Origin of the sequence: Rhodococcus gannanensis, from assembly GCF_042681175.1 — a bacterium.
Lineage (GTDB): Bacteria > Actinomycetota > Actinomycetes > Mycobacteriales > Mycobacteriaceae > Rhodococcus_G > Rhodococcus_G gannanensis.
On record NZ_JBHUFB010000020.1, the window covers coordinates 154588 to 176905 of the forward strand.

Below are 22318 nucleotides of genomic sequence, written 5' to 3' on the forward strand. Positions count from 1 at the left end.
TCAGCCCGTACTCCGCCTGCATCCACACCAGACGATTCACGATCGCCCCGTGCGACACCGCCACACCCTTCGGACGACCCGTCGAACCCGACGTGAAGATCACGTAGGCCGGGTGGTCCGTGGACAGGGCACCGATCCGGTCGGCGTTCGTCAGCGGCGCGGCGTCGACGGTGGACAGGTCGACGGTGTCGATGCAGAGGACAGACCTCTCCCCCGGTCCCGCGAATTCGTCTCGCGACGTGGACAACACGACCACCGGCCCTGCGGTGTCGAGGATGTGCCCGATCCGGTCCGCCGGCTGATCGGGGTCGACCGGTACGTACGCGCCGCCCGCCTTGACGACGGCGTGGATGGCGACCAGCAGGTCCAGCGACCGCCGGATGGCGATCGCGACGTGCGATTCCGGACCCGTTCCCAGCGAGATCAGGTACCGGGCGAGACGGTTGACCCGGGCGTCGAACTGCGCATACGTCAGCGACTCGCCCTCGAAGGTGAGTGCCACCGCTTCCGGGGTGCGCGCTACCTGCGCGTCGAGCAGCTCGACGAGGGTCGCCGCGTCCACCCGCTCGTCGGTCGCGTTCCAGTCGAACAGGACCTGCTCCCGCTCGTCGGAGGTGAGCAGGTCGATGTCGCCGACCGGCAGGTCCGGATCTGCGACCACGGCCGAGACGAGGGACAGGAACCGGCTGGCGAAGCCCTCCACCGTGGCGCGGTCGAAGAGGTCGGTCGAGTACCGGAAACCGGCGCCGACGCCGTCCGCGGACTCGGTCAGCACGAGCGTCAGATCGAACTGGGTGACCTCGGCGGTGTGGTCGAAGCCCGAGACGGTGAGCCCGGGCAGCTCGAGGGTCGTGCCGTGCCCGTCCTCGAACGTGAGCGAGACCTGGAACAGAGGCGAATGCGACTGGGACCGAGTGGGGTTGACCACCTCGACGAGACGCTCGAACGGCACGTCGGCGTTCGCGAACGCCGCCAGGTCGACCGCGCGGGTCGCGGCGACGAGGTCGGCGAAGGACGCGCCGCCGTCGATCTCGGTCCGCAGCACCAGTGTGTTGACGAACATGCCGACGAGGTCGTCGAGTTCGGCGGCGCCGCGGCCGGCGACCGGAGTACCGATCGCGATGTCGGTGGTGCCCGACAACCGCGACAGCAGCACCGCGAGCACGGTGTGCACCGCCATGAAGCGGGTTCCGGCTGCTCCCTTGGCGATCCGGTCGAGACCGGCGACGAGGTCGGCGTCGAGGTCGAACGTGACCAGTGAGCCGCGGTTGGACGCGACCGCCGGACGTGGCCGGTCGGTCGGCAGCTCGATCAGATCGGGAATCCCGGCGAGCGCCTGCTTCCAGTACGCGAGCTGCTGTGCGGCCAACGTTTCCGGGTCGTTCTCCGACCCGAGTCGGGCAACCTGCCACAGCGTGTAGTCGGCGTACTGCACGGGCAACGGCGCCCACGCCGGGGCGTTGCCGGTGGCCCGCGCCGTGTACGCGACCATGACGTCGCGGGCGAGCGGTCCGGTGGACACGCCGTCCGACACGATGTGGTGCACCACGAGAACGAGGGCGTACTCGGATGCGGTGCCCGTCTCGGTGGACGACAGCCGCAGCAGGCGACCCCGGATCGGTGCGGACGCGGTGACGTCGAATCCGGCGCCGAGGATCTCGCCGACGGTCGCGACGACGTCCTCGGGCGCGACGTCGACAGGAGAGAGGTCGAGCTCGACAGACGGAGCGGGCAGGATCACCTGCACGGCGGTGCCGTCGACCTCGGGGAACACCGTGCGCAGCGATTCGTGCCGTTCCAGCACGTCCCACACGGCTGCCTGCAGCGCGTCGACGTCGAGGTCGCCGGTGAGCCGCAGCGCGAACGGGATGTTGTACGCGGCCGACGACCGGTCGAACCGGTTGAGGAACCACAGCCGGGACTGCGCCGGGGAGAGCGGAATCCGTTCCGGCCGTGGCTGCGGTACGAGGGGTACGCCAGGACCGGTGTCGCCGAGCAGGTCGACGGCCTCTGCCAGCGCAGCGACCGTGGATGCGTCGAACAGCACTCGCACCGGGACCTTCTTGTGCAGCCGGGCACCGATTCGCGCCGCGACCCGAGCCGCGATCAACGAGTTTCCGCCCAGTTCGAAGAAGTCGTCGTCGAGACCAACCCGGTCGAGCCCGATCAGCTCCGCGTACACCTCTGCGACAGCCGTCTCGCTCTCGGTCACGGGCGCCCGGAACTCGCGCACGTCCGCAGCGGGAACGGGCAGCGCCCGCCGATCGAGCTTGCCGTTGACCGTCAGCGGAATCTCGTCGAGTACGACGAAATGGGACGGAACCATGTACTCCGTCAACCGCGCGGCAACCCCGTCACGAAGAACGCCCGTGTCGAGCGTTCCGCCGCGCTCCGTCGGCTCCGTGTCCGGCACGACGTAGGCCACGATCCGGGCCGAGCCCGGGGCGTCCTCGCGCACGATGACGGCAACCTGCGCAACCCCGTCCTGAGCCAGTACCGCCGCCTCGATCTCACCGAGCTCGATGCGGAAACCACGGACCTTGACCTGGTCGTCGGCACGACCCAGGTACTCCAGCTCACCCGCCGCGTTCCACCGCGCCAGGTCACCGGACCGGTACAGGCGGCCGTGCCCGAACGGGCTCGCCACGAAGCGTGATGCGGACAACGCCGGCTGCCCGAGGTACCCCCGCGCCAATTGCACTCCCGCGACGTACATCTCGCCGGGGACGCCGACCGGTACGGGGCGCAGCCGGCCGTCGAGGACGTACACGGACAGCCCGTCGATCGCCTGCCCGACGATCGAGCCGGCCGCCTGGGCGGCGGTGACCGCGTCGAGTGCGCGGAACGACACGTGCACCGTCGTCTCGGTGATGCCGTACATGTTCACCAGCACGGGCCGGGTGTCGGCATGCCGCTCGTACCACTGCGCCAGGCGCGACAGCTCCAGGGCCTCACCACCGAAGATCACGTAACGCAGGGCGAGGTCTACATCGGCCTGCCGGTCCGCCTCGACCAGCTGGTAGAACGCCGACGGCGTCTGGTTCAGCACCGTCACCCGCTCGCGGCCGAGAAGGTCGAGGAACTGCTCCGGGGACCGCGAGGTGTAGTAGTCGACGACCACCAGGGTGCCGCCGTACAGCAGCGGACCCCACAGCTCCCACACCGAGAAGTCGAACGCGTAGCTGTGGAACATCGTCCACACGTCGGATTCGTCGAATCCGAAGCGGCGCTCGGTGTTCCGCATCAGGCGCGTCACCGTGCGGTGCGGGACCTGGACACCCTTCGGACGGCCCGTCGACCCGGACGTGTAGATGACATAGGCGATGTTCTCCGGCCGCAGTCCGACCACGCCGAGGCCGCCGGCCTCGGCCGGGCCGTCGGCGGCGGCGGCGGCGATGTCGACGACCGGAAGCCCTTCGGGCAGAAGCAACTCGTGATCCGCGGTGGTCAACACGCACACCGGAGCGGCGTCGCCGAGCATGTACTCGATCCGCTCGGCCGGGTAACTCGGGTCCACCGGAAGGTAGCCGCCACCGGCCTTCAGAACGGCCAGCAAGGCCACCACGAGGTCCGCCGACCGCGGTAGGGCCACTGCCACCAGCGATTCCGGACCGACACCCGCCGACACCAACCTGAGCGCGAGGCTGTCCGTGCGCGCGTCCAGCTCGCGATAGGTCAGCTGCTCGTCACCGAACCGCACCGCCGGCCGGTCCGCGAACCTGGCTGCGGTCGCGGTGAACAGCTCGACGAGCGTGCTGTCCGTGCCCGCGTCGGCACCAGCCGTCGGCCACACGTCGAGCACCCGGTGCCGCTCGTTGTCGGAGAGGATGTCCACGTCACCGACGACGCCCTCGGGATCGGAGACCATCGCGTCGAGTACCCGGACGAAACGCTCCGCGAACGCCGACATCGTGGACTGATCGAACAGCTCGGCGGCGTAGGTGAGGTGCGCGTCGTACCCGTCCACCCTGCCGTCCGCGTCGATCCGATCCGCGAACGTGACCTCGATGTCGAACTTTGCGACGGCGGCGTCGGCGTCGAGGGGGGCCACGCGCAGACCGTCGAGTTCCAACTCGGCGCCGGCCAGGTTCTGGAAAGCCAGCGAGACCTGGAAGAGCGGCGAGTAGGCGCGTGACCGGGTCGGGTTCAGAACCTCCACCAGCCGCTCGAACGGGATGTCCGCGTGCGAGAAGGCGGCGAGGTCGATCTCGCGCGCCCGCTCGAGGTGCGCGACGAACGACTCCCCGGGTTCGATCGGGGTCCTCAGGACGAGGTTGTTCACGAACATGCCGACGAGCCCGTCGAGGCTCTCGTCGCCGCGACCCGCCACCGGCGCACCGATCGCGATGTCCGTTGTCCCGCTCAGTCGCCCGAGCAGGACGGCGAGGGCCGTGTGGATCACCATGAACGGCGTCGCCCGGTGCTCGCGGGCGATCTTGTCCACCGCCGCATGGATGGCCGAATCGACATGGAAGCGGTGCCGTGCACCGACCGTCGACGCAACGGCCGGTCGCGGCCGGTCCGTCGGCAGCTCGAGCAGGTCGGGCAGCCCCGCCAACCGATCACGCCAGTGCTCGATCTGCCGGGACACGAGCGAGTCGGCGTCGTCCTCGGAGCCGAGCGTCGCCCGCTGCCAGATCGCGTAGTCCGCGTACTGCACCGGCAACGGCGCCCAGTTCGGTGTGATCCCGGCCGTGCGAGCCGCGTACGCGACCATCACGTCACGGGTGAGCGGTGCGATCGACCAGCCGTCCGCACTGATGTGGTGCACGACCAGCACCAGTACGTGCTCGACGGTCGCCCCGTCGGCGATCCGGAACAGTGCCACGCGCAGTGGAACCTGTGAGGTGACGTCGAACGGGGCCGCCATCAGCTCGAGCACGCGACCGAACACCTCGGACTCCGGCACTTCCACCGGGGTCAGGTCGGGAACCGCCACCTCCGCGACCAGAATCTGCTGGAAGGCACCGTCGTCGGTCTCGGGAAACAGCGTTCGCAGAGACTCGTGGCGAACGATCACGTCCGCGACCGCCTGTTGTAGTGCGGCGGTGTCGAGGTCACCGGTCAGCCGGATCGCTGCCGGGATGTTGTAGGCGGCGGAATCGGGATCGAGGCGGTTGAGGAACCACATCCGCTGCTGCGCCAGTGACAGGGGAATGTGGTCGGGGCGGTCCTGCGGCACGAGCGGCGCGCGGGTCCCGCGGCCGGCTCCCGCGTCGAGTGCTGCGGCGAGAGCGGCGACGGTGGATGCCTCGAACAAGGTCACCACCGGAACCTGCGTCGCGAGTGCCGCCCCCAGCCGGGCAGCCACCTGCGTGGCGATCAGGGAGTTGCCACCCAGCTCGAAGAAGTCGTCGTCGCGGCCGACCCGCTCCGCTCCGAGGACGTCCGCGAACACGTTCGCGACGGTTTCCTCGGTTGCGGTGGTCGGCTCACGGAACGGCCGGGACTCGAAAACGGGCTCCGGCAGTGCCTTCCGGTCGAGCTTGCCGACCGGTGTCCGCGGGATCTCGTCGATGACCATGATCGACGCGGGCACCATGTGCGCCGGAAGCCGGTCGCGCAGCGCGGACTTCAGCTCGTTCACGTCGACGGTCGCCCCGGCCGTCGGCAACACGTAGGAGACGAGCGCGTCGACTCCCGCCGTCGTGTGTCCCAGGGTCACGGCGAACTCGACGCCGGCCTGGGCTCCGAGCGCGGCGTCGATCTCACCGAGCTCGATGCGGAATCCCCGAACCTTGACCTGGAAGTCGGTGCGGCCCAGGTAGTCCACCTGGCCGTCGGCGGTCCACCGGGCGAGGTCGCCGGTGCGGTACAGACGCTCGCCCGGTTCTCCGTGCGGGTGCGCGACGAAGCGTTCCGCCGTCAGGCCCGGGCGCGCCCGGTAGCCGCGGGCCATGCCGCGACCGGAGAGATACAGCTCGCCGACGACGCCGACGGGCACGGGGTTGAGGCGGGCATCGAGAACGAGGTTGCGCAGCCCCGCCGTCGGGTGACCGATGGTGATCGGTTCGCCTGGCACCATCGCGTCGGTGCGAGTGGAGATGATCGTCGTCTCGGTGGGTCCGTAGCCGTTGACGAACCACCGGTCTCCGGTGGCCCAGCGTCCGACGAGCTCCGGCGGGCACGCCTCTCCTGCGGTGATGACCAGTCGCAGGTGGTCGAGGCCCTCGGGGTCGATCGTGGACAGTGCAGCCGGGGTGATGACGGCGTGCGTCACCCGCTGCGCGCGCAGCAGTTCGGTCAGCTCGCTGCCACCCCACACGTCGGGCGGCGTGATCACGAGCGTGCCGCCCAGGACCGGCGCGAAGAGCATCTCGTACACGGAGACGTCGAAGCTCGGCGAGGCGATGTGCAGCGGGCGGGGCTCCTCGACCGTCGGGTACGAGGTGAGGATCTGCTCGCGCAGGTTCGCCATGCCGACGTGGGTGACCGCGACGCCCTTCGGTCGTCCCGTGGAACCCGAGGTGTAGATGACGTAGGCCAGGTTCGCGTGGAGCAGGGGACGGATCCGGTCGGCGTCGGTGACGGGGGCGGCCGACAGTGCCGCGGCGGCTGCCTCCGATTCGCCGAGCTCGTGCCAGGCGATCGTGCCGGGCATCGCATCCAGGTGGTCGGCCGTGGTGAGTCCGAGGACCGCACCCGAGTCGATCGCCATGTAGGTGATGCGGTCCTGTGGATAGGTCGGGTCGACCGGGACGAAAGCGGCACCGGTCTTGGCGACCGCCCACACCGCGAGCACCGAGTGCACTGACCGCCGGATCGCCACGGCGACCGTGGTTTCGGGGCCCGCACCGCGTGCGACGAGGAACCGGGCGAGCCGGGACGAGCGCTCGTCGAGTTCGCGGTAGCTCAGTTCACCGTCGATTCCCGACAGCGCGATCGCGTCGGGAACCGCGGCGGCGCCGTCGCGCAGGATGCCCTCGAGGGTGATCAGCGCCGGGTGGGTGGCCTGCAGGTCGTAGTGCGAGAGCGCCTCGGCCCGCTCGGCGTCGGTGAGGATCTCCACGTCGCCGACCGGCCGGGTCGGGTCGGCGAGCGCGGCTTCGAGGATCCGCTGGAACCGCTGCGCGAATCCCGCGATCGTCGCTTCGTCGAACAGATCTGTGGCGTAACCGAATTCGGCCGTCATGGCGGCGCCTGCGGCACCCGGCTCGACCGTCAGCTGCAGATCGAACTTGGCGCTGGCGAGGGTGGCGTCGAGCGGAGAGACCGTCAGCCCGGGCAGTTCCACGGCCGCGGGTGGCGTGTTCGCGAACGACAACGCAACCTGGAACAGCGGATGCCGGGCGGTGGACCGTGCCGGGTTGAGGACCTGGACCAGCCGCTCGAACGGCACGTCCGCCTGGCCGAAGGCACGCAGGTCGCGCTCGCGGACCTGCGCCACCAACTCGTCGAACGAGGCGGAGCCGACCACGTCGGTCCGGAGGACCATCGTGTTGACGAACATGCCGATCAGGTCGTCGAGCGCCTGTTCACCGCGACCGGCGACGGGGGTACCGACGGCGATGTCCGTCGTTCCGCTGAGCCGCGCGAGCAGCAGGGACAGCGCTGCGTGCACGACCATGAACGGGGTGACACCCCGATCCTGCGCGAACGCGGTCAGTGCCGCTGCCGTCCCGGAACCGATCTCGAAGGCGAATCGTCCACCGCCGAAGGTCTGTACCGCGGGACGGGAACGGTCCGCGGGCAGGTCCAGCTGGTCCGGGAGGCCCGCGAGTTCGTCGGACCAGTGTGCGATCTGTCGGGAGATCACACTCTCCGGGTCGTCCTCCGACCCGAGAGCCTCACGCTGCCAGAGGCTGAAGTCGGCGTACTGCACCGGCAGCGGCGCCCAGGTGGGTGCCGCGCCCGCGACCCGCGCCGTGTAGGCGAGAACGATGTCCCGAGCGAGCGGCCCCATCGAGTAGCCGTCGGCACTGATGTGATGCACGACCACGACCAGCACGTGCTCCGTGGACTCGGGCACGACGTCGGCGGAGGAGTCCGCGGTGTCCGTCAGCGCGTAGAGCCGGATGCGAACCGGAACGGCGTCGGTCACGTCGAATCCGACACCCACCGTCGCGACGACGTGGTCGGCGAGCGACTGCTCGTCGACCGGGATCGGCGTCAGGTCGACGGGCACGTCCGACGACGGCACGATCACCTGGACCGGGCCGTCACTGCCGGACGGGTAGACGGTCCGCAGCACCTCGTGCCGATCGAGCACGTCCCGCACCGCAGCGTCGAGGGCTGCGACGTCGAGGTGGCCGGAGAGCCTGATGCCGCCGGGAATGTTGTAGGCGGCCGAGTCCGGCGCGATGCGGTTGAGCACCCACATCCGCTGCTGCGCCAGCGACAGCGGCAACTCGTCGGGACGCTCGCCCGCGACCAGCGCGGCCCGCGCCCCGCTGCCGGCGCTCTCACTCACCTTCGCCGCCAGTTCGACGACGGTCGGCGCCTCGAACAGCCACAGCACGGGCACCTGGGTGTCGAATGCCGCGCCGAGTCGGGCCGTGACCTGCGTGGCGATCAGGGAGTTGCCGCCGAGCGCGAAGAAGTCGTCGTCGAGGCCGACCGTGTCGACTCCGAGCACGTCGCCGAAGACGCCGGCGACGAGGATCTCCGCTTCGGTGGTCGGGGCGCGGAACTCCGTCGCCTCGAACTCCGGTGCGGGCAGCGCCTTCCGGTCGATCTTCCCGTTGATGTTCAGCGGCAGCGCGTCGAGGACCACGAAGGCCGCCGGGACCATGTAGCTGGGCAGGGCGCGAGACAGCGCGTCCTTCAACTCACCCGTGTCGACGGTCGATCCGGTCGTGGGCACCACGTACGCGACGAGGCGGTCACCGACCCGCTCGTCGGTGTGTGCCGTGACCACGGCGGCCGCGACGTCCGACTGCTGGGCGAGTGCCGTCTCGATCTCACCGAGCTCGATCCGGAAACCGCGCACCTTCACCTGGAAGTCGCTGCGCTCGAGGTAGTCGAGCTCGCCGTCCGGACGGACGCTGACGAGGTCGCCGGTGCGGTACATCCGTGAGCCGGCGACGCCGAAGGGGTTGGCCACGAAACGATCCGAGGTCAGGTCGGCCCTGCCGTGGTATCCACGGGCGAGCTGGTTGCCCGCGAGGTACAGCTCCCCCGAGACCCCGACCGGGACGGGGTGCAGGCGACGGTCGAGGACGTACACCTGCGTGTTCCACTCGGGGATGCCGATCGGTACGGAGGTGACGTCGGTATCCGTGACCTCGTGCGCCGTCACCGAGACCGCGGCCTCGGTCGGGCCGTACAGGTTGACCAGTGTGGCGCCGTTCGCCGCGCGGAACGCCTGCGCCACGGACACCGGCAGCGCCTCACCGATCGCCAGCACGCGGCGCAGCGAATCGGACAGCGCCACACCGGAAGCGGTTGCGGAGAGCATCGCCACGGTGGACGGCACCGCGTGCAGGGTGGTCACATGCTGCGAGCGCATCAGGTCGAGCAGGTACTCGGGGTCCTGCTGGCCGCGCGGCCGGGCGATGACCATCCGGCCGCCGGACACCAGCGGAGACCAGAACTCCCACACCGAGAGGTCGAACGTCGCGGCGGTCTTGAGCAGCACCGCATCCGAGGCGTCGAGCCCGCACGCGGCGGTCTTCCACACCAGCTGGTTGACGATCGCCGCGTGGCTGACGGTCACGCCCTTCGGCTTGCCCGTCGATCCGGACGTGAAGATGACGTACGCCGGGTGCTGCGGACGCAGCGGGCGGATCAGCTCCGACGGGTGCATCGGATCTGCCGAGTACCCGCTGAGGTCGTCGGTGTCCAGGAGGAGGACAGACCTGTCCCCTGCGGCCTGGAAATCGTCTCGCGTCGTGGACAACACGCAGGTCGGGGCGGCGGACTCAAGGATGTACCCGGTCCGCTCGGCCGGCTGGTCGGGATCGAGCGGCACGTAGGCGCCGCCCGCCTGCACGACGGCGTACATGCCGACCACGAGGTCGATCGACCGCCGCATGGCGAGCGCGACCAGGGACTCCGGTCCGACGCCGCGGTCGACGAGCGCGCGGGCAACGCGGTTGACGCGGGCGTCGAACTCCCCGTAGGTCAGCTCGGTGCCCTCGAACCACAGCGCGGGCGCGTCCGGCGTCGCCGACGCCTGCGCACGGTAGAGCTCCGCCAGCGTCCCGACGGACACGTGGGCAGCCGTGTCGTTCCAGCCGGTCAGCAACTGGGCACGCTCGTCGTAGCCGAGGACGTCGATGTCGCCGACCGCGAGGCTCGGATGCGCCACTGCGGCTTCGAGAATCCGGACGAAGCGCTGCGCGAAGCCCTCGACGGTCCGCTGGTCGAAGAGGTCGGTGGCGAAGTGGAACATCGCCTCGACTCCGGCGGGAGCACCGTTGTCGTCGAACTGCTCGATCAGGAACAGCTGCAGGTCGAACTGGGTGATGCCGTTGTCGACCTCGAGTGCCGACACGGTCAGCCCGGGCAGTTCGAGGCTCGTCTGCGCGAGGTTCTGGAACGAGAAACCGACCTGGAACAGCGGGTGCCGGGCGGTCGACCGGGTGGGGTTGAGGACCTCGACGAGGCGCTCGAACGGCACGTCCGCGTTGCCGAAGGCCGCGAGATCCACGTCCTTCACGTCGGCGAGCAGGTCGGCGAACGACCTGGACCCGTCCACCGCCGTGCGCAGCACGAGGGTGTTGACGAACATGCCGATCAGGCCGTCCATGGCGGCGTCGCCGCGGCCTGCGATGGGGGTGCCGACAGCGATGTCCTCGGTCCCCGACAACCTGGCGAGCAGCACCGCGAGGGCAGTGTGGGTGGCCATGAAGACCGTCGCACCGGCACCCCTGGCGTAGTCCACCAGGGCACGGTGCAGCCGACCGTCGAGTTCGAAGGGCACCCGGCCGCCACGGTTCGACCGCACGGCGGGGCGGGGGCGGTCGCTCGGCAGGTCCAGCTGATCGGGGATGCCGTCGAGCGCCCGCCGCCAGAAGTCGAGCTGCCTGCCGGCCACCGACTCCGGGTCGGTCTCGTCACCGAGGACCTCGCGCTGCCAGATGGCGTAGTCGGCGTACTGCACGGGCAGCGGCGCCCACTCCGGTGCCGCGCCTGCGACCCGGGCGCCGTACGCGATCATCACGTCACCGACGAACGGCGCGATCGACGAACCGTCGGCGGAGACATGGTGGATCACTGCGGCCAGGACGAACTCGTCCTCGGCCAACCGGAACAGCGCGACGCGCATCGGGATCTCGGAGGTGACGTCGAACCTGGTGGTCGCCAGTTCGAACAGCAGTCGTGGCAGTTCCTCGGCGTCCACGTCTGTCCGGACCAGGTCGGGCACGGCATCGGCGGGTGCGGCGACGACCTGGCTCGGGCCGTCGTCGGTCTCGGGGTAGCTGGTGCGCAGCGATTCGTGCCGGGCGACGACGTCCGCGAGCGCCGCTTCGAGCGCTGCCGTGTCGAGTGCACCGGTCAGCCGGATGGCCATCGGAATGTTGTAGGCAACCGAGTCCGGGTCGAACCTGTTGAGGAACCACATCCGCTGCTGCGCGAGCGACAGCGGGACGCGGTCGGACCGATCCTGGGGAACCAGCGGCGGACGGCCGTCGCCACCGGCGTAGCCGTCCAGGGCGGCCGCGAGTGCGGCGACGGTCGGCGACTCGAACAGCGCGGCCACCGGGATGCGGGCGCCGACCGCGGCGCCGAGCCGGGCGGTCACCTGCGTGGCGATCAGCGAGTTGCCGCCGAGGTCGAAGAAGTCGTCGTCGGCGCCGACGCGCTCGGCACCGAGGACCTCGGCGAACGTGGCGGCGACGAGGCGTTCCGTGTCGGTGGCCGGTTCGCGGTAGGCGACGGACTCGAACACCGGTTCCGGCAGCGCCTTCTGGTCGAGCTTGCCGACCGGAGTCAGCGGGATACGGTCGAGCGTCATGATCGACGCGGGCACCATGTGTGCCGGCAACGATTCCGCCAGGGCCGCCTTGAGCGCGGCGGTCTCGGTGACGACACCGTCCGCCGCGATCACGTACGAGACCAGCGACGTGGTGCCTCCGGTTCCGCGGTGGCCGACGGTCACCGCGTACTCGATGCCCGGCTGCGCCGCGAGCGCCGCATCGATCTCCCCGAGCTCGATGCGGAATCCACGCACCTTGACCTGCGAGTCGCTGCGGCCCAGGTACTCCAACTCCCCACCCGGGGTCCACCGCACGAGGTCACCGGTGCGGTACATCCGCTCTCCCGCAACCCCTGTCGGATCGGCGACGAAGCGGTCCGCGGTCAGGTCCGGCCGGCCGCGGTACCCGCGTGCCAGCGCATCACCCGCGAGATACAGCTCGCCGACGACTCCCACGGGGACCGGCACGAGCCGGTTGTCGAGCACTGCCGCCCGCACACCGCGCATGGGTCGGCCGATGGTGATCGGTTGCCCGGGCCGGAGCGGGTCGGTGCAGGTGACGATGATCGTGGTCTCGGTCGGTCCGTACCCGTTGCGGAAGGAGCGGCCGACGCCCCACCGCACCACCAGTTCCGGCGGGCACGCCTCACCGCCGACGCCCACGAAACGCACGTGGTCGAGGCCCTCGGGGTCGACGGACGCCAGCGCGGCAGGAGTCATCATCACGTGCGTGACCTGCTCGCGGCGGAGCAGATCGGCGAGGTCGTCTCCGCCGAAGACCGTGGTCGGCGCGACGACCAGGGTCGCGCCGGATCCTGCGGCCAGCAGCATCTCGTTGACGGAAATGTCGAAGCTCGGCGACGCGATGTGCAGAGTCCGCGAGTCCGGCGTGATCGCGAAGTCGCTGCGCTGGTACTCGAGGAAGTTCGCCAGGCCGGTGTGCGTGACGACGACGCCCTTGGGCAGACCGGTGGAACCGGACGTGTAGATGACGTAGGCCGGGTTGCCGACCCGCACCGGGCCGACGCGGTCGGCGTCGGTGAGCGGCGCGGACGCCAGTGCAGCGCAGCGGTTCTCGATGTCCTCCGAATCGAGGACGAGCCACGGGGCGACGTCGGGTAGCCGCTCCGCACAGGCGTCGACGGTGATGCCGAGCACCGCACCGCAGTCGGACACCATGTGCGCGACACGATCGGCCGGGTAGTTCGGGTCAACGGGTACGAACGCGGCACCCGTCTTGGCGACGGCCCACACGGCCAGTACCGACTCGAGGGATCGGGGGATGGCGATCGCTACCGCGTTCTCCGGACCGGCACCCGCGTCGACGAGAAGACGTGCCAGGCGCGACGACCGCTCGTCGAGCTCCCGGTAGGTGAGGGAGACACCGGACGCGGTCACCGCGACGGCGTCGGGCCGCGCATCGACAGCTGCCGCCAGCACCTGTGGCAGCGTCTGCCGCTCGAGAGCCGGGGCACCGGCGAAACTCGCCAGCGTGGCGCGCTCCTCGTCACCCAGGATGTCGATGTCGCCCACGACGATCTCCGGATCGGAAACCGCTGCCGCGAGCACACGCACCAGGCGACGGCCGAGTGCCGCAACACCGGCCTCGTCGAACATGTCGGTGGCGTAGAGGAGGTCGAAGACCATTCCGGCGGGAACGCCTGCGGTGTCGACCGATTCCGACACCGTCACCTGCAGATCGGTCTTCGCAAGGTGCACGTCCAGCTCGACCGGAGACACCTGCAGGCCGGCCAGCTCCAGCGTGGGCAGACCCAGGTTCTGGAAGGACAACGCGACCTGGAACAGAGGGTGCCGCGCCTGGGATCGCGCCGGGGACAGCACGTCGACGAGTCGTTCGAACGGGATGTCCGAGTTGCCGAACGCAGCAAGGTCCGCGGACCGAGTCCGGTCCAGCACCTCGCTGAACGGAGCGCTGTGATCGACCGTGGTCCGCAGGACCAGCGTGTTGACGAACATCCCGACCAGATCGTCGAGCGCAGCGTCGCCGCGTCCGGCGATCGGGGCGCCGACCGCGACGTCGTCGGTTCCGGACAGGCGGGCCAGCAGCACCGCGAGCGCCGTGTGCACGACCATGAACATGGTCACGCCACGCTCGCGCGCGAAATCGGACAGTGCGGCGTGAAGTTCGGCGTCCACGGTGAGTCCGTGCATGGCCCCGCGGTGGGACGGGACTGCGGGGCGCGGCCGGTCGCTGGGCAGGTCGAGCTCGTCCGCGAGTCCGGCGAGCGCACCCTTCCAGTGCTCGATCTGCTTCGCCGACAACGACTCCGGATCGGTTTCGTCACCGAGAACCGTGCGCTGCCACTGTGCGTAGTCGGCGTACTGGACCTCGAGCGGCGCCCACTCGGGCAGGCGGCCGGCGGTGCGGGCCGCGTAGGCGGTCATCACGTCACGCAACAGCGGACGCATCGAGAAGCCGTCGGCAGCGATGTGATGCACGACCAGCATCAGGATGTACTCGGAGCCGGGACCGGTCTCGTACAGCCGCACACGCAGGGGCACAGCGGCGGTCAGGTCGAAGGCGCCTGTGGCGTCGGCGAGCATCGCGGCGGACACCGCGGCGTCGGCATCGACCTCGGAGGCCTGCGGCGCGGCCACCGGCGTCAGATCCGGGACGAACTCACCCGCGGGCAGGATCACCTGGATCGGGCCGTCCGCGGTCTCGGGGTAGTAGGTGCGCAGGATCTCGTGCCGACCGAGCAGATCCTCGACCGCCGCCTGCAACGCCTCGACGTCCAGGGGCCCGGTCAGCCGCACGGCCGCGGGGATGTTGTAGGTGGCGAGGTCCGGCGCGATCCGGTTGAGCACCCACATCCGCTGCTGAGCCAACGACAGCGGTAGCACGTCGGGCCGGGGACCGGCGACCAGCGCTGGCGCTGCACCCACACCGGCCGATGCCGCCGCGACCGCGGCGAGTCCCGCGACCGTCGGCGCCTCGAACAGGGCGCGGACGGGGACCTTCCCGTCCAGCGCAGCGCCGATCCGCGCGACGGCCTGCACGGCGATCAGCGAGTTGCCGCCGAGCTCGAAGAAGTCGTCGTCCCGGCCCGCCCGGTCCACACCGAGCAGGTCCGCGAACACCTCGGCGACGATCACCTCGGCGGCGGACTCCGGGGCACGGTACTCCCGGCTCTCGATGCTGGGCACCGGCAGCGCCCGGCGGTCGAGCTTGCCGTTCACCGTCAGCGGGATCGCGTCGAGGACGACGAGGTTCGACGGAACCATGTACTCGGGAAGCATCGTCGCGGCGCCGTCCCGCACCGCGCGCACGTCCACGACGGCGGCAGCGTCCGGCACCACGTATGCCACGATCCGCGCCGATCCTGGCACGTCCTCGCGGACGATCACGGCGACCTGCGCGACACCCGGCTGCGCGAGTACGGCGGCCTCGATCTCGCCGAGCTCGATCCGGAAGCCACGCACCTTCACCTGGTCGTCGGCCCGCCCGAGGTACTCGAGCTCACCATCGCGGTTCCACCGTGCGAGGTCACCCGACCGGTAGAGCCGTCCGGCACCGTACGGGTTCGCGACGAACCGGCCGGCCGAGAGGTCGGGACGTCCGAGGTACCCACGCGCCAACTGCACACCGGCGACGTACATCTCGCCGGGAACACCGACGGGAACCGGCTGCAGCCGGTTGTCGAGCACGAACACCTGGAGTCCGGCGATGGCCTGGCCGACCACGCTGCCCGCCGCATGTTCGACGGTGTGTGCGTCCAGGGCACGGAACGACACGTGCACGGTCGTCTCGGTGATGCCGTACATGTTGACCAGCGTCGGGGTCTCGCCGCGGCGCCGGTACCAGTCGGTCAGCCGCGAGAGCTCGAGCGCCTCGCCACCGAAGATCACGTACCGCAGCGCCAGGTCGGCGGGGTTCTGCCGGTCCGCTTCGGCCAGCTGGTGGAACGCAGACGGCGTCTGGTTCAGCACCGTCACCCGCTCGCGGGCGAGGAGGTCGAGGAACTGCTCGGGTGACCGTGACGTGAAGTGGTCGACGACGACGAGGGTGCCGCCGTACAGCAGCGGACCCCACAGCTCCCACACCGAGAAGTCGAACGCGTAGCTGTGGAACATCGTCCACACGTCCGAGGAGTCGAACCCGTACAGGGGCTCGGTGTTGCGCATCAGTCGCGTCACCGTGCGGTGCGGGACCTGGACGCCCTTCGGGCGGCCGGTCGATCCCGAGGTGTAGATGACGTAGGCGACGTTGTCCGGGTGCAGCGGCGCGATCCGGTCCGAATCGGTCACCGCCGCAGTCGAGTACGCGTCCAGGTCCGAGTCGATCTCGATCACGGGGAGGTTCGCGGGCAGATCGACCTGGAGGTTCGAGTCCGCCACCACGCACACCGGTCCCGCGTCGGAGAGCATGTACGCGATTCGGTCCGCCGGGTACGAGGGGTCGACGGGCAGGTATGCACCGCCTGCCTTGAGCACGGCGAGCAGCGCGACGACCAGATCGGCCGACCTGGGCAGCGCGACCGCCGCGAGCGACTCGGGGCCGACCCCCGCCGCCACGAGGGCGCGGGCGAGCCGGTTCGCGCGCATGTCGAGCTCGCCGTACGTCAGGGAGTCACCGTCGAAGCGGACGGCCACGGCATCGGTCCGCGCCGCGGCAGCAGCCTCGAACACCTCGACGAGGGTGCAGTCGACGCCCATGTCGACGCCGGACGAATTCCACTCCGACAGAACGCTGTCCCGCTCGGCGGGCACCAGCAGATCGATGTCGCCGATGACGACGGACGTGTCCGCCGCGACCGCATCGAGGACGCGAACCCAGCGACGCTCGAACGCATGCATCGTCGCCTCGTCGAAGAGATCGGTGGCGTACGTCAGCACGGCGTCGATTCCGCCGAACTCGCCGGCAGCCGCCGACGCCTCGGTCAGGTCGACCTGGATGTCGAACTTGGCGACGTGCTCGTCGTACTCGAGCGCGCGGATCGCGAGGCCGGGCAGCTCGAGCTCCGCCGGGCGCTGGTTCTGCAGGGCCAGGGACACCTGGAAGAGCGGGTGCCGGGCCTGCGACCGGGCCGGGGACAGCACCTCGACCAGCCGCTCGAACGGAACGTCGGCGTTGCCGAGGGCCGCGACGTCGACCTCCTTGGCATGTGCCAGGACCTCGGCGAAGCTCGCGCCCGGCTCGATCTCCGTGCGCAGCACCAGGGTGTTGACGAACATGCCGACGAGGTCGTCGAGAGCGGCCTCGCCGCGGCCCGCCACCGGCGTGCCGACCGCGATGTCGGTGGTGCCCGACAGCCGGGCGAGCAACACCGACAGGGCGGCGTGGACGACCATGAACAGCGTCACGCCCTGCTCACGGGCAACGCGGTGGAGCTCACGCTGCAGGGCCGCGTCGAGCGTGAAGCGATGGGTGGCGCCGCGGTAGGACGCGGTCGCGGGGCGCGGCCGATCGCTGGGCAGGTCCAGCTGGTCCGGCAGTCCCGACAGTGCCGACGTCCAGTGCTCGATCTGCTTCGCCGACAGGGACTCCGCATCGTCCTCGGATCCGAGCAGGTCCCGCTGCCACAGCGCGAAGTCCGCGTACTGGACGGCGAGGGGCGACCACGCAGGCACCTCGCCCTGGGTCCGTGCCGCGTACGCGACCATCACGTCGCGGGCCAGTGGTGCCATCGACCAGCCGTCACCGCTGATGTGGTGCACCACCATCGCGAGCACGAATTCGACTGTGCCGGTATCGGTTCCCTCGATCCGGACGAGGCTCACCCGAAGCGGGACCTCGGCGGTCACGTCGAAGCCCCGGGAGAAGAACGCGGCGAGATGCGGATACACCTCGGCCTCGGACATCGGGACGGGTGTCAGCGCGGGGGCAGCATCGGCCGCGTCGAGGATCACCTGGTGCGGGACCGAATCGGTCTCGGGGAACACGGTCCGCAGCGATTCGTGCCTGCCGACGACGTCCGCGACGGCCGCCTCGAGCGCCGCGACGTCCAGGTCACCCGACAGCGACAGCGCCAACGGCAGGTTGTAGGCGGTGGATTCCGGATCGAATCGGTTGAGGAACCACATCCGCTGCTGTGCGGTGGACAGCGGGACGAGGTCCGGGCGCGGGCCGGCGACGAGCGCAGTCCGCCCGCCACCGGTGAGCGATGCGATCCGAGCAGCGAGCGCCTCGACGGTCGAGGCCTCGAACAGGAGCCGGACGGGGACGAGAGCATCCACGGCCGCACCCAGGCGGGCGGTCACCTGTGTGGCGATCAGCGAGTTGCCACCGAGTTCGAAGAAGTCGTCGTCCAGGCCCACCAACTCGGCACCCAGGACGTCCGCGAACACACCCGCGACGGTCGACTCGGTCGCCGTCTGGGGTGCACGGAACGGTCGGGACTCGAAGACCGGTTCCGGCAACGCCTTCCGGTCGAGCTTGCCCACCGGCGTCAACGGGATCCGGTCGAGCACCATGATCACCGCGGGCACCATGTGCCCGGGCAGCGATTCGCCGAGGGCCGCCTTCAGGACGGCGGGGTCGAGCGCCACGCCGTCCGACCCGAGGACGTAGGACACGAGCGAGGTGATCCCAGCCGCACCCGCGTGCCCGACCGTCACCGCGAACTCGACACCGGGCTGCGCCGACAGCGCCGAGTCGATCTCGCCGAGCTCGATGCGGAAACCGCGGACCTTCACCTGGAAGTCACTGCGGCCCAGGTAATCCAGCTCGCCGTCCGCGGTCCAGCGCACCAGGTCGCCGGTCCGGTACATGCGGCCGCCGACCGGTCCCGTGGGGTCGGCGACGAAGCGGTCGGAGGTGAGGCCCGGCCGCCCCCGGTAGCCGCGGGCCAGCCCCGCGCCCACCAGGTACAGCTCGCCCACGGTTCCCACCGGAACGGGCCGCAGCCGCCCGTCCAGAACGAGAGTTCGGATACCCCTCACCGGGCTACCGATCGTGATGGCCCGGTCGGCGTCCAGAGGACGGGTCGCGGTGGCGATGATGGTGGCCTCGGTGGGGCCGTAGCCGTTCACGAAGTCGCAGACGGCACTCCACCTCGCGACCAGCTCCGGCGGGCACGCCTCTCCGGCGACCATCACCATCGACAGGTCGGTGAGATCGGACGGATCCACGGCCGCGAGAGCGGCCGGGGTGACCGAGGCGTGGGTCACCCGCTCGCGCCGCATGAGCTCGGCGAGTTCGGGTCCGCCGTAGAGCGTCGGCGGGGCGATGACGAGTGTTCCCGCGGATCCGTGCGCGAGCAGCAACTCGTAGACGGAGACGTCGAAGCTCGGCGAGACGAAGTGCAGGACACGCGAATCCTGGGTCGCCCCGAATGCCGCGCGCTGGTCGTCGACCACCGCCGCGAGTCCGGCGTGGCTCACCGCGACGCCCTTGGGCCTGCCGGTCGACCCCGACGTGTAAATCACATAGGCGACGTTCGCGAGGTGCAGCGGGCGCGCCCGGTCCCGATCGTCCAGCGGCGCCGCGGGCGTGGCCGCGAGGTCCGCACGAACCGAGTCGCCGTCGAGCGGCAACCACTCGATGCCGGAGGGCAGGTGGCCGAGGAAGGCGTCGCGGGTGACGCCGACGACCGCGCCGGAATCCTCGACCATGTAGGCGATGCGGTCGATCGGGTAGTTCGGGTCGACCGGCACGAACGCGGCCCCGGTCTTCGCCGCGGCCCACACGGCCAGGACGGATTCGAGCGACCGGGTCAGCGCGACGGCGATGGTGGCCTCGGGGCCCGCGCCGCGGGCGATCAGCAACCGGGCGAGCCGCGAGGAGCGCTCGTCGAGCTCCCGGTAGGTGACTTCCCGGCCCTGGTCCGACACCGCGATGCCGGTGGGGTTCGCAGTCGCCGCGGCCGTGAGGATCTCCGGCAGGAACCGTCCCACGATGTCGGTGTCACCGGACCGGGTCAGGAGGTCGGCGCGCTCGTCGGCGCCGAGGATCTCCAGGTCGCCCACCGGGACGACCGGAGACGTCGTGACAGCGGTGAGGATCCGCAGGAACCGGTCTGCGAAGCCGGCGACGGTGGTCTCGTCGAACAGATCTGTGGCGTAGATGAATTCGGCGGGCATCGCATCCGCGGCGCCCGGCTCGTCCCGCACGGTCAACTGCAGGTCGAACTTCGCGACGTCGACCTGAACCTCGGCGGCGGAGACGGTCAGATCGGGCAGTCGGAGCTCGGCAGCGCCCATGTTCTCGAAGGACAGACCCACCTGGAACAGCGGGTGGCGCGCCGTCGACCGCTGCGGGTTGAGCACCTGCACCAGCCGCTCGAAGGGCACGTCGGCGGTGGCGAATGCCGCGAGGTCACGGTCGCGGACCTGCCCCAGCAGGTCGACGAACAGCGCACCCGGGTCCACCTCCGTCCGCAGGACGAGTGTGTTGACGAACATGCCGATCACGTCGTCGAGGGCCTGCTCGCCACGTCCGGCGACCGGGGTGCCGATCGCGATGTCGGAGGTCCCGGACAGGCGGGCCAGCAGGACGGCCAGCGCCGTGTGCACCACCATGAACGTCGTGACGCCCTGTTCGCGCGCCAGGGCCGCCACCCCGGCACGGACCTCGGCCGGGATGTCGAAGGCGAACCGGCCTCCGGCGAACGACTGCACGACCGGACGAGGCCGGTCCGAGGGCAGGTCCAACTGGTCGGGAAGTCCGGTGAGCTCACGCTTCCAGAACTCGATCTGCCCGGACGCCAAGGAGTTCGGATCGTCCTCGGAGCCGAGGATCCGATGCTGCCAGAGGGTGAAGTCGGCGTACTGCACGGCCAGCGGGGACCAGCCGGGTTCGGTTCCGGCGAGCCGCGCCGTGTACGCGGTCATCACGTCGCGGGCGAGGACCGCCCACGAGAGCCCGTCGGCGGCGATGTGGTGCACGACCAAGGCCACCGCCAGCTCGTCGGCGGCGACCTGGAACAACCCGACGCGCAGCGGGATCTCGTTGCTGACGTCGAAGCCGATCGCCGCGAAATCGGCGAGGCGCAAAGGAAGTTCGCTCTCGGGGATGCGTTCCGCGACCACGTCGAGATCGATGTCTCCGACGGGAAGCACCACCTGATGCGCGCCGTCCTCCGAGTCGGGGAAGACGGTCCGCAGCGACTCGTGCCGGGCGAGTACGTCGAGCAGCGCTGCCCGCAGGGCCGCGGTGTCCGTCCGTCCGGTGAGTCGGACGACGAGCGGCAGGTTGTACGTCGCCGCAGTGGTGTCGAACTGGTTGAGGAACCACATCCGTTGCTGTGCGAGCGACAGCGGAACGACGGCCGGACGGGGCCCGGCCACCAGCGGGAGCCGCTCGTCACCGCTCTGCGCGGCGGCCTCCGCGCGGGCGGTGATGCCACCGACCGTGGGCGCCTCGAACAGGGCGCGGACGCCGAGTCGGATCCCGAACGCCGCACCGATCCGCGCCACCACCTGGTTGGCGATCAGCGAGTTGCCGCCGAGTTCGAAGAAGTTGTCGTCGAGACCGGCGCGCTCGACACCGAGGACGTCGGCGAAGATGCCGGCCACGATCTCCTCGGATGCGGTGCGAGGTGCACGGAACTCGCGGGCCTCGAACACCGGCGCGGGCAGCGCCTTGCGGTCCAGCTTGCCGGAGGCGTTGAGCGGGAAGGCGTCGAGGACGACGATTGCCGACGGCACCATGTATGCCGGGAGGGCGCGCTGGAGCGACGAGCGGAGAGCGGTCGGCTGCGGTGCGGTTCCCGTTGCGGGGACGAGGTAGGCGACGAGCTGTTCGAGACCGTTGTCGTCGGCGCGGACCACGACCACCGCCTGTGCGACCGACGCATCCGCCAGCAGGGCCGACTCGATCTCGCCGAGCTCGATCCGCAGACCACGCAGCTTCACCTGGAAGTCGGTACGCCCGATGTACTCCAGCTCACCGGCACCGTTCCACGACACGAGGTCACCCGTGCGGTACATCCGCGCACCGACGGGAACACCCCCGGTCGCTCCGCCCGTCCCCGCGAACGGGTTGGCCACGAACCGATCCGACGTCAGGTCGCTACGACCCACATACGCCGTCGCCAGCTGCACACCCGCCAGGTAGAGCTCACCCGCAACGCCCACCGGCACCGGACGCAACCGCGCATCCAACACGAACACCTGCGTGTTCCACACCGGCGCACCGATCGGCACCGTGACGGCGTCCGCCACGGTCACCTCGTGGAACGTGACGTCGACCGCGGCCTCCGTCGGACCGTACAGGTTGTGCAGGCCGGTCGCCGGAAGTGCGGCACGCAGGTCCGTCGCAGTCTGCGGCGTGAGCGCCTCACCCGAGGCGAACACCTGACGCAACGACGCCGGCAACTGCTCTGCCGAACCCAGGTACGCAGCGAAGACCGCGAGCATCGACGGCACGAAATGCGCAGTCGTCACCGACTGCTCGGCCATCACCCGAGCCAGGTAGGCCGGATCCCGATGCCCGTCCGGCACCGCGATCACCAGACGCGCACCGACCTGCAACGGCCAGAACAACTCCCACACCGA

Annotated in this window: 1 protein-coding gene; it reads right to left on the reverse strand. The window is 70.3% G+C overall.

Annotated elements, in window-relative coordinates; genetic code table 11:
* On the reverse strand, nucleotides 1-22318 hold a 22318-nt coding region (locus ACFSJG_RS21605), incomplete at both ends, for a non-ribosomal peptide synthase/polyketide synthase (protein WP_378487291.1).